7 protein-coding genes are annotated in these 11,384 nt (G+C 54.2%); 1 reads left to right on the top strand and 6 read right to left on the bottom strand.

The genetic code is table 11. The annotated features are described in order from the left end of the window. Window positions 1–99: 99 nt before the first annotated feature. From FH603_RS15200 to FH603_RS15225, 6 genes are all read right to left on the bottom strand, one after another. Window positions 100–720 carry a retropepsin-like aspartic protease family protein gene (locus tag FH603_RS15200; protein ID WP_186738381.1) on the bottom strand — a complete coding sequence of 207 codons (621 nt, stop codon included), beginning with the start codon at window positions 718–720 and terminating at the stop codon, window positions 100–102. Between the two features lie 63 nt (window positions 721–783). Continuing rightward, window positions 784–2,118, bottom strand: a complete 1,335-nt coding sequence (locus FH603_RS15205; RefSeq protein WP_235985250.1) for a hypothetical protein — start codon at window positions 2,116–2,118, stop codon at window positions 784–786. A gap of 60 nt (window positions 2,119–2,178) precedes the next feature. Further along, window positions 2,179–5,619 carry an acetate and sugar kinases/Hsc70/actin family protein gene (locus FH603_RS15210; RefSeq protein WP_186738382.1) on the bottom strand — a complete coding sequence of 1,147 codons (3,441 nt, stop codon included), beginning with the start codon at window positions 5,617–5,619 and terminating at the stop codon, window positions 2,179–2,181. A 3-nt stretch (window positions 5,620–5,622) separates the two neighbouring features. Next, window positions 5,623–7,113, bottom strand: coding sequence for a hypothetical protein (locus FH603_RS15215; protein WP_186738383.1), 1,491 nt, complete (start codon window positions 7,111–7,113; stop codon window positions 5,623–5,625). A gap of 188 nt (window positions 7,114–7,301) precedes the next feature. Then, complete coding sequence (locus FH603_RS15220; RefSeq protein ID WP_186738384.1) at window positions 7,302–7,745, bottom strand: hypothetical protein; 444 nt, start codon at window positions 7,743–7,745, stop codon at window positions 7,302–7,304. A 75-nt stretch (window positions 7,746–7,820) separates the two neighbouring features. After that, a complete protein-coding gene (locus FH603_RS15225; RefSeq protein WP_317171191.1) occupies window positions 7,821–9,299 on the bottom strand; it encodes a hypothetical protein in 1,479 nt (492 codons plus the stop codon). Window positions 9,300–9,585: 286 nt separating this feature from the next. Between FH603_RS15225 and FH603_RS15230 the strand changes: the two genes are divergently transcribed. Then, window positions 9,586–11,208 (top strand): Ig-like domain-containing domain, encoded by a 1,623-nt coding sequence (locus FH603_RS15230; protein WP_186738386.1) that lies wholly within the window; start codon window positions 9,586–9,588, stop codon window positions 11,206–11,208. Window positions 11,209–11,384: the final 176 nt, after the last annotated feature.

The raw sequence follows: 11,384 nt of genomic DNA on the forward strand, positions 1-11,384 counted from the left end.
TTATAGGTTAGTTCTGCGTGGATACCCGCTTACGAACCCACCGACAAGGCAGCAGGCGCGGCACTGTCGATAGAAACGTACTCACCTGAACACGAAATTTTACTCAAACGTCACCACATTACGCCGGTAATCGACCGAAATTTTACCAAACTGCGACAAAGCGGACTGACCCAGCAGCAAAGGTGCTTTGGTTCCGCTAACGATGTTGGCGCTCACGTTTTCAAGTACACGGTCGCCAATCTGTACTGATTTCAGTCGAATTACCGCGCCTGGCGAAATGGCCCCCGTAGCATCCTTGAAGCGCGACCGACCAATGATATCGGCTTTGGTAATGGCCCCCTGCTTGTACATAAACTCCGCTTCGGCATCCGACATGGAAATAAGGCTGGCTCCCGTATCCAGAATAAATTTCATGGGTACGCCATTGACCGTAACCGGTACTTTGTACACGCCATTTTCCCGTTCCATCGCCACTTCGGTGGGGCCGTCGCCAATCTGTTTTAATACCGGCTTCGGCACGGAACGGTCTGGCGTGGACGCTTCTTCTGGTTCCTCAGCACGTGGTTCGGCGGGGGTACGTACGGCGCTCCCCGTCTGCTGGTCGGCCGTGTTTCGCTTGGCCCGACGAGTGGTATGACTTCCCGACCGCGAGCAGCCGGAACAGCCCGACAGGTAGAGCATAACCCAGAGAACCAATATGGAAAGTGTTAGTCGGACCATTGTGTAGAGTTGAGTATGGCCTGAACGAATGCCATTATCCAGCATAATGGCATTCGTTCAGGTCTATTCGTAGCGGATCAATGCTTTCGTTTTCACCCGCCAGGCCCCATTTTCCAGTACAGCCTCACCATCACGACGGTTGACAATCCGGGTAAACTGCGATGAATAGCTGTTCTCGCTGTCGCAGGCGGGTTCAATCATGTAATTTCGGTAGGTCAGGAAACGGGCAACCCGACCGGGCTCCGCTTCGAATCGGAACGTGGCCGAATCAGGCGCAGTCGTACTGAACCGATAAGCCGATTCGGGGGAAAGCGTCTCGGCCTGGTGTGCGTTGTCGAACTGTCCGTTCGGGTCTGGTGGTGGGAAATAAAATACCTCGTTCCGAACCGAAGCTGCAACCGGTGCAATCGGCTGAACCTGGCTTTGGGTAGGCACCGACGCGGGCTCAACAGGCACAATAGGAACAGGCTCTGTCGAATTGGGTACGCCAGCCGACGGTGTACCCGATCGGATGTTGACCGGTGCCACCGGTGGCGGGGTACTTTCGATGGTGGCAGCCGCTACGGCGGGTGTTGGCGGCTGGGGTGACCGATACGTATCAGGCTGCTTTCGATTATCGGCCTGAGGATGACGGGGCTCGTTAGCGGGCTTGGGTCGCCGGGCAAAATCCAGATCGCGGCTTAATTGTCTGTTATCCTGAATCAGGCGATCAACTTCCTGCTTTAGCGCGCGATACATTAGAAAATACACTACCCCGGCCCCGACCAGTAAACCAGCTATACCACTCAAAATTATCATCCAGATTCGGTTTTCTTTTTCTTCGTTTACAGCCCGTTCCAGTTGGCTCATCCGAATGGCAGCCCCGTCGATGTTTACATCTTCGCTCGAGCCAGCTACCTGTTCCGTCTCGCCACTTGCTGGCTGGCCAGCTACCGGAGCCGCAGGCTGATCAGCCGGAGCGGGAGGAAGCATACGGTCGATCTTAGCAAAAATCTGCGTCTGAACGTCGGCGCTAAGAGGCTGGCCGTAGTTTTTGTCGGCCTTGTACTTCGCGTAAAACTGCGTGAACTCCCGGCGAATGGCCGCATTAGCCTCGCTGGGAGACATGGTTTGAAATGGAGCCGTGCTTTTCAACCGGCCCAGTTCCTGCATCTTCACCCCCACCGCGTCCCAGCCACCAACGCCACGAATGATGGACACGACATCACACCCACCCCCGCAGGTCGATAACTGATCAACGATTTCGGATGCCTTATCGCCCTTTTGATTGGCAAACACAGCCAGGGCAACATCCTTCGTCAGCGTATCGACAGCCGCCTGGTTAGGACCCGGCGTCTGGCCCAGCACCGACGTTGTCAGGGCAAGCGCGGTCAGGAGCGTTATACTATTCTTTTTCATCTGTAACGCGGACTTCAACCCGCTTTGAAACAACCATAGCGGACTGAAGTCCGCGTTACGTTACGCCAGTGCGTTGGCCAGTTTGTTGATGGCACCAATGAGAGGATAGAAAAACAAGGTCTCCTCAATGGGTGCCCCCAGGGCATCGGACATACCGCTGAACTCGGCGGCTACTTCGCTTTCTTTCCGTTGGATACCATCCATCAGCGAGGTGTCCAGATGTGTCCGCAACTCCTGCTGCGCCACCACCAGCGACCGCGCCGACACGTTCAGGTTCCGGACGAAACTGAATTGCTGATTCAGGGCAAAGAAGAAGTCGATGAACGCATTGGTTTCCTTCAGCAGCGAATCCACCACCTCCGGCTTGCGCAGGTCGGTGTAGGTAAGCATCGAAAACTCGTCGTTAAACGTGGCGGGATACACGTAGCTGATGGCTTCGGTATCGACCGGGCGGCTGTTGGCAGGCTGCATCAGCGCGCCTTTACAGGTCACCTCTTTCGGACCACGCTTCTCGTAAAACAGCGTCAGGCCGCTGGTGCCGTACTCCTGCTCGTATACTTTCTCGAAAACGGCGCGGGCCATTTTGCCCAGCATGGCATCGTCGGAGCTAATGATGGTCAGCAGTTTCGATCCGGTGCCACTGAATGTAAGCGCCCCCGGCAGGCCAATACCCCGGTGCTTCATGAGCCGCGCCACGTGATACAGCAAAGCTGTGTAGAACAGGACGAACACTACTTTCAGGTCCTCATCTTTGGCCAGCATTCCATTGAACGACAGCATACTCTTCGCCTTCACATCGTTGCTTCTCTCGATCGAGAACCAGAACGCCATGATGTCTTCTGACCGGTTCGTGTCCAGCATGCGCCGGTTGTTATCACTCAGGTTGCCCAGGCTCTGGCTGTCGAGCAGGGTCTGGATACGGTCGGCGTATTTACGAACGAAACCATTGTGACTGGCCGCGCCGTATTCGCTGAAGGCATCGCCGTAGATGGCGTTACCCGCAAACCGGAACGACGTGAGCAGCTTGGGTTCGTTGCGTTCGTACACGACCACGTCGGATGTGCCACCCCCAATATCGACGTTGATAACAGGCCGGGCCGACGCGCTCAGCGTGGGGTTCTGCTTGTAATAATAGAACGGCGCTACCGACTCCGATACTTCGCGCAAACGCCCCGCCGACCCACCAATGTAGCGGTCGTAGAGCAGCTGCCAGTCGGCCCGCAGCTGGCTCACCCGGCCGGGCGTCATACTGGCAGGGAAGAACCAGTACACCGTTGTCTGGGCCAGGTTGCCGCCTTCGGTCAGCACTTTATTCTTGATCAGCATCAGCAACTCTTCCAGGAAAGCCTCCACCCGCCGTTCGGTCTGGTCGCTGTTCTTGGCCCACTTCAGGTTCGTGGTGATGCGGTTGGAACCCGCTGGTTGCCGCTCCACGTAGAACGGAATGTTAAAATCGGCGAGAGCCTGCGTCTGCTGATTGAAGCTTAGGTTCATCGGCTCGGCAATGGCGGTGCGCGTCGGGAAGCTGTCCGGCCTACCGGGCCCAATCGTTGGCGGCACGAACTCCAGATCGTAGAGCAGGAATAACTCGAACAGAGCCGGGTTGTACTGCGCCGGGGCTACGAGGGTAGCCACCTGGGGCGTCAGCTCGGCCACGTCGAACGGGCGGGGTGCGCCCCCATCCACTTTATACTCGACATGGGTGTTGGTCGTTCCGAAGTCGACCGAGAACTCGAACTGCTTGCTGCCGCCATCGTACCGTTGCCAGCGTGGAATGAGCAGGCCGCTCATGTCGCGCCCATCGGCGCGGATATTCGTTTGGAGGTAGTCGAACTCTTCCCGCATGACGTAGTACACGCTCGACCCGTCGGTGTTCTGCTGCCGAACGGTGCGCTGGTGCTTCGACTCGGCCACAACGGGCGCGTTTGTCTGCTGCGCGAAATAGGCCAGTTCGTAGGTATTCTGGCTGTCGAAACCCGACTCGATCAGCTGCACCCGGTAATCGGCGGTAACGGTTACGCTGCCCGACCGCACAAACGGATAGATGTTGACTGTAAACGAGTTCTCGACAATGATACCTTCGTTGGTAAGTTCGTTAGGCGCGGTCGAGTTCTGGGTACCAATAGCCTGTGCGTATACCCGCTCGAAGGTTACGAACTGGTTGCCGGGCTGATTAGGAGCCGTTACCGGAATATCCAGCGTGACCAGAATACCTCCGGCCTGCGGTGTCATCTTGAGCCGAACGCGCCCAGTGAGCAGGTCCTCTACATCGAAGAAATCAAAGAAATCCTTCTTCAACGGCAGGAGGAAGCCTTTTTCCGACGCGGGCGACTGCAAGTTCCCGTCGAAGAAACGACCCCGATCGGTTGGGTACGGTAAGCGAACCAGGTACGGTTCCAGAAAGTCGCTGACCGTTAGCCAGGGATAACTACCCGGCTGACCCGGCAGCGGGCGCTGGTTGTCGCGCCATGATTCGCGGGCTACGTAGGGCACGGGCGTATTGGGGTTCCACTGCGCCTGTGGTACGTAGGTAAACTGCCGGAAGAACCGGTTTTGCAACGCCATCGGACGCGGCTTGCCCTGATTCAGTCGTGCGTACTTATCTGATTTGATGATGAAATCACTGACCTGATCGATGGCGCGGGCATCGGATTTTTTCTTGCGAAGCGGAAATCCCAGCACCTCCACCACATCGCCCGGACCGGTGGTCAGCTCGTCGAAGTCTGAATCGAATTTTTCGCGGGTGAGCAGGGGCTGGCCGTTCTGCGATTCGATATGCTCATAGAACATCGTCGGATTCTGCTGCTGCAACAGGGCCTTGCTGCGGTTCAGGTAATCGTCCACCTCCCGGAAACGGGTGCGGAAGTCGGGCATGAACAGCTTGATGGCGTACCAGAACTTCTGGTATTCGATGTCGCGCTGGTGCAGCGGGCAGACCGATGCGTCGAACAGGCGGTCGTTCCCCATCGACACGTCGACCCAACTCAGGTCATTCCCCGATGAGAAGAACAGTGTTTTCGGCGATGTGCCGCCTACCACCCGGCCCCGGTAGCTGAGGATGAACAGGCGGTTGATCGCGTTGAAATTGTATTCGGCCGCGTCCTGGTCCAGAAACAGTTTCAGCGCATCACCCAGCCGTTTATGGCCCAGGTTACCCGAATTCCGCATCCGGTCCAGATCCGTGCGAACGTCGAATGGGGTAATGGTGACAAACGTTTTGAGCTTGTCATAATTGAAAAATAACTCACCCACATCCAAACAGTCCGACACGATGCGCTGATCGTTGACGGTACCCATAAGGTCGGGTTTGAGAGCCAGGTTCACGAAAGCTGACCGGACCAGGTCCATCCGGGCGAACGGGCTGGGAATGGACGTTGGCTGCTTTACGGTCTGGCCGCCCTGCGGATCACGGATAGCCGCAATCTGATCGGTGCCGAGCGGTTTGCTGACGTACCAGTGTAATCCCGGGGTAGGGTTATGTAAGCTGAGTGTAGTAGGCATATCTTAGTGATCCATCACTTTAGGCAGCCGTTCGCGAACGAAACGGTCGGTACCTTCGGAGAAAAGTTGTACGAATTTGTCGGCTTCGCTGCCGTATGCTTTGCCTTCGGCGGTTTTGTTGAGCGTCTGATCGAAGTCGTCCACGATGTCGAGTTTAACATCCGACTCACCTCCGAAGATGCCTTTCTTTTTAGGTTCGAACCCGCGTACCGTATGACCCAGGTTTGGCGCGTCGAGCAGGAACGGTACAAACGAGCGTTTGTTCGCCCCCATCTCCGACAGCCACTGCCGGAAGCCGGCGTCGAAGTTTTTGATGCTGTTAAAGAACTGTGAGTTCAGGAACGAGGTCGAAATTTGCGGGTTGCCTTTCGACCACTGCACCGTACCAGCCGCCGTGCGCAACCGCTGACTCAGGTACGTACTGAACAGCGCCATCTTCGACATCGGCAGGCTGACGATTTCTTTCGTCGCCCCGGCCAGATTACCCATCTGAAGCGCCGTACCGTCCTGTTCAATTCCGAATTCCTTGTAAACCGGGTTCGTTGGCCGACCGTTGCTGACGGCAAGAGCACTGTCGGGCGTGTTCATGAAATCGACAATGGCCAGCGCCGACGCCATCTCCACAAAGTGCGCTTCGTTTTTCTGCCCGCCCGCGCCGGGATCGTAGGCATACGCTTTCGTCTGGTCGTCGCCAATGTAATACAGCGCGTTCACCGACGGGTTAACGCCTTTCTGGTAGTAGTCCAGCGCGGCTTTGGTTTTGGCAATGAACGACGCCGGATCGATCAGTTTATTATCGCTGGTTGTCAGGCTGAAGTACGGCATCACCGTTACCGCGCCGATCTTTGCATCGCGCAGAAAAGCGGGATTTGGAATCTGACCAATAGCCTGCGCCCCCCGAATGTTCTTGAGCAGAATAGGGAAACCAGCCGCCCCCGTACCGCCAAATATGGAGCTGACGATAAAGATCCGGTCGTTGGCTCCGAAGTTTTCGGCAAATGCCTGGAACACGTCGGAGTACCGGAACTGGTTCAGTACGGTGCTGCCGATGTTAGGATTACCCACAAAGCCAATATCCATCTTGGTTTCCAGATTCTCATCCGAAAACAACAGACTAGCCATGGCCTTGCTGGGGGCGTCGAGTCCTTCGTAATTAATATAATCTCTGAACTTCTCCTGCTGAACACCCTGTAGTTCAAATACATAGGTATCGGCAATGGTGGCGTTGCCGCCAATAGCCCGGTTCAGCGTTTTAATCTCGGTACTGAAGAACCCTTCGGTGGGTTTGGTTTGCAGACCCGTGCGGATATTGCCGTACTCACGTAATAGCTCTTTGGTACGCAGCAGATCATCGTTCGTAGCATGAGGGTCCAGCACGATGGGAATCACCTCATCGGTATTATTGAGTTTTACGCCCGAAGCCAGCAGGAAAGTAAGTGCCTTAAGCACCCGGGAGCCAGTTCCGCCAATGGCGAAGACAAATAGTTTTGGCATAGTTATGTGTGTATTTGTAGAGACGCGACCCTTCGCGTCTCAGCCGCGTCAGCAACCTGTCAATATCAGCCGCGTCAGCAACCTGTCAATATCAGCCGCGTCAGCAATCTGTCATTATCAGCAGTCACTAACCTGTCAAACTGGATTGTTGCTGACGCGTCCGAGACGCAAAGGGTTGCGTCTCTACATTATTTTGACGGCCACAACATGGGCCGGTGTTTGGCATTTTTACTGAAATTTTTCATCACCATCGAGATCACGAAAAAGATGAGGGCTGTTAAAAGCGCCATCTCGAACGCATAACTCAGGAATACACTCACGCCCTGATCGAACAGAACCCCCTGATCCGTATCGGCTTCATCGCGGGGAATCTCCTGGTTGGCTTTCTGATAACAGGTAACAAGCGTCATCACAAACAGCACCAGCGCGCTCACGCCGAGCATGAGCAACCAGCTACCAAAGCCGCTGAAACTAACCCGGTTGAACGGCCAGATGTAAAAGGCAAACGCAACGAGAAAGGCAATCCCCACTGCCGACCAGGTCAGGGGAGACAGCAGTTCTTCCTGATATAAATCTTCGAGCAATGCACTGTTGACAAACAGGTTGTAAAAATTATAGAGTGATTCTTCCATGGTTAGTTTTGAATGATGCAATGAGTGAATGATAGAATGCACGAACGCATACTATTCATAAATTTTATCATTCACTCATTCTAAATTAATTGTCAGCGTGAAATATTCGGTTTGGTTGTTGGGATTGTACGCTCGCTCGACGCCCTGCAGCAGGTTTTGCAGCCCAAAAGTAGCACTTGCATCGACGGGAATGTCGTTGGCCGTGCTGGTGCTGGCGATCCAGCGGGGCGGGAACTGGCGACGTAGCCGAATGGTAGCCGTACGGGCACCCCGTGCGGGCTTTTTCGTCGACAGCAGCAGTTTATGGGTCGTGCCATTCGTACCTGAATAGGTCTGCACCGACGTTACGGTGAAGTTATCCTTTCCCTCCACCTGATACTGGTTTTTATCCGTCAGCAGCGACGGGGGCAGGCGCAGCGCCGACAGATCGACAGCTACAGGAACGGCCAGACTTTTGTCCGTTACATCGGGTTGCACGTCGTCTAAGGCGTGAACGGTTTTGGTGCGGGCCCGCACCTCTTCGTCGGCCCGCTTAAACCGGCCTTTACGGGCTGGATCGTTGACGAGAATGGTGTAAAAAGGCGTAACTGCTTTCCTGTCCCGACCGAAAAACCAGGAATCCTCGTAACCCGGCAGTTGCTCGAACCGCCGGATTGTCTGATACGTCGGATCGGTATAGAGTCGTTGCATGGCGTCGTTCGTACCGATCAGGCAGAGGTAGTAAGGACGATCGCCTTTGTACGGCTGTTTGACGTTGTTCCAGCTATAGTACGTACCATCGAAGTCGGCGGTCATTTTCAGCACCAGCATCGAATGGGTCTGGGCGTAGGGGTTAAACACGGTGGTCAGTAGCGACGAAGCCGCATCGAGGGTCTTCTGAGCGCTCATTCCTTTTAAAGACGGGTCGGAGTAGATCAGGTCCGACACCAGTACGCTTAGTTCATCGCCGGTTGTCTTGGACAGAATTTCCTGAAAAATGCCCTCAAAATCAGTACTGGTCGTTTTTCCTTTCGTCTTGGCTACGGTGAAGATGTTGCCCTGCTTGAAGAACTGCGACAGTGAGAGCCCGAGGTCATTTACTTCGGTATTGACGACAAACGTTTTTCCCTGGCCGGGATTGACGCCGTCGAACTCGGTCAATACATCGTTGAGTGCCCGTTTGAAGGTACCGTTACCGCCCGGTGCATCATAGGGAAACATGCTGGCGCTGGCTTCGAGGTATACGTTTAGCCGCAGCGGTTTTGTCGATGCCGTAGCCCCCGACAAGGCCAGCGTTGGCGTTTTACCCTCCTTGACCAGTTTCCGGTAGTCGATGGTGCGTTTGATATAATTGGTCAGCGCGGTTTCGTCAACGTCGCCACCAGCCGTCACCAGCTTTTCGGTTTTCTTGTTATCAGCCAGGTCTGCTTTTTCTTTAGCGATCAATGCCCGAATGGCGTCGGCTTCGGTACCATCGATCGCATTATCGTTGGTGAGAGCCTCACTGATTTGACTGTCCAACTCATCGGCCGGACCTGAGCAGCTGCTTAGCCAAAGCGTCGAAGACAAAAGCACTGCACTAAAAAAACGGGTTTGAATCATCGATTACTCGTGTTGTTCTTGAGGGTTTAGCAAGGCCGCGTTAATCGATAACTCTTAATTGAGAATCGATGGCACAACACCTTGCCTAAGCGATGTGGTAAAGGTACCGGGTTACCTATGTAGTAACGCCCCACGGGCCGGTACGGGTTAAATTTTCTTAAATTTCTAGTTTATGTAACGAACCGAATGCCCATTTTATGTCAGTCGGTACAGAAGAACGATGAACGGGCGTTTACCTTTGTAGTCTTATCTGCTTTCCATGACATTCCGCCATTTCGTACTTGCCTTTCTCGCATTGCTACCGATTCTGCTCCAAAACTGCGCTCAGGTTGCTCAGCCGCCGGGCGGCAAAAAAGATACGTTGGCCCCAAAACTAGTGAGCAGTGTACCCAAGATGCGGCAACTGAACTACGCTGGCAAGTCAGTAGAGCTAACGTTCGATGAATACGTTAACAGCGAAAACCTTCAGCAAAAAGTTACCATCACCCCCCAGGATAGCAACACCTTCATCGTCAAATCCCTGCCATTCGGCGTCCGGCTCAACTTCGATAAACCACTTCAGCCGAACACTACTTATACCATCGACTTCGCCGATGGCATCAAAGACATTACCGAACGGAACATTGCCAAAGACTCTAAAGTCGTTTTCAGCACCGGCCCTACCCTCGATTCACTGTACCTGACCGGTAACGTTGTAGACGACGAAAGCCGACAGCCGCTGCTGGGCTTCGTGGTGGGTTTATTTGCCGCCACCGATACCCTGCCTATCAACCGCAAACGCCCGCAGTATTTTGCCCGCACCGACAGCAACGGCAATTACCGCATCGAAAACGTAAAGGCCGGCCCCTTTAAAGTATACGGCTTCGACGATAAGGACCTGAACCTGGTAAACAACACGCCGGGCGAGCGGGTCGCTTTCCGAGACAGTGTGCTCAACCTGACGCGTAATTATACCAACATCGACCTGGTCGCCTTTCGGGGTTACGGCAAGCCCCGCGTCAGCCGGCGCGAACGTACCGATGAAACCCTTGGCCTGGAACTCAGCAGCGGCATTGCCGCCTATAAAATCACTTACGCCAAACCCGGTGATACGCTGATTTCGTTTCTGGAAACGCCGAAGATGATCCGGCTCTACCGCCCTGCCGACCGGGCTGCGGGCGACACCATCAATGTGACCATTGCTGCCGAAGATTCCGTGGGCACTGTTACCGACCTCAAAGAACGGATTTACTTCTCCCCACTTAAAACAAGAGCGAAAAACCGGACGCCCCTGACCGTACAGGTTAGCCCCTCATCCGGAGAACCGATCGACAATAACCTCGACTTTACGCTGACCTTTAACAAGCCTGTACTTCGGTATAGCATCAACCTGATCAATATAGGCCCCGGCAGCACCAAACCATTCCCATTGACGCTTGCCGAACTGACGTGGAGCAACAACTACTCGCGCCTGATTATCAAGCGGGCAACCAACGTACGCGATAGTGTACTGTTCCGACTTCAAAAAGGGGCTTTCATTAGTGTTCAGGGCGATACGCTTCCCCGTTACCGCGCTAAGTATACCATTGCGGAGGAAGATTCTTATGGGTTGATTGCGGGGCGCGTCAATCGTCCTGACACCAAGTTCATTGTAGAGTTGCTGGACAAAGATTCAAAAGTAGTCCGATCCGCGTATGGCACGCCCGCTTACAGCTTTGCCCGGCTCCGGCCCGGCCAATACCGCGTCCGGCTTATTATTGACGCTAACGGAAACCGAAAACGAGACATTGGCAACGTGCAGAAAGGTATCCAACCGGAAGCGATCATTTATCACCCCGGTGCAGAAGAAGGAGGAATTATCCCGCTCAAGCAAAATTTTGAGCTGACCGATATCGATTTCTAATAACGCCCACAATTTATAAGTAAACACTATATCGATTAACGATACTTCGTTAAACATGGATCCTAAGAGTATGTTTTGGATAGTCTAAAAATGAGAGTCCGTCTTATCTTGTAGTTACCAAGCTCCAAGATCATGAACGAATCGTTTCAAGCACTAACGGACTCTCAATGGCAAGT

Source organism: Spirosoma utsteinense, assembly GCF_014282275.1.
Taxonomy (GTDB): Bacteria; Bacteroidota; Bacteroidia; order Cytophagales; family Spirosomataceae; genus Spirosoma; species Spirosoma utsteinense.

Excerpts from the sequence above, each read along its gene's own strand:
- FH603_RS15210 (WP_186738382.1), bottom strand. The coding sequence starts at position 5,619 with ATGCCTACTACACTCAGCTTACATAACCCTACCCCGGGATTACACTGG.
- FH603_RS15220 (WP_186738384.1), bottom strand. The coding sequence starts at position 7,745 with ATGGAAGAATCACTCTATAATTTTTACAACCTGTTTGTCAACAGTGCA.
- FH603_RS15200 (WP_186738381.1), bottom strand. The coding sequence starts at position 720 with ATGGTCCGACTAACACTTTCCATATTGGTTCTCTGGGTTATGCTCTAC.
- FH603_RS15230 (WP_186738386.1), top strand. The coding sequence starts at position 9,586 with ATGACATTCCGCCATTTCGTACTTGCCTTTCTCGCATTGCTACCGATT.
- FH603_RS15215 (WP_186738383.1), bottom strand. The coding sequence starts at position 7,113 with ATGCCAAAACTATTTGTCTTCGCCATTGGCGGAACTGGCTCCCGGGTG.
- FH603_RS15205 (WP_235985250.1), bottom strand. The coding sequence starts at position 2,118 with ATGAAAAAGAATAGTATAACGCTCCTGACCGCGCTTGCCCTGACAACG.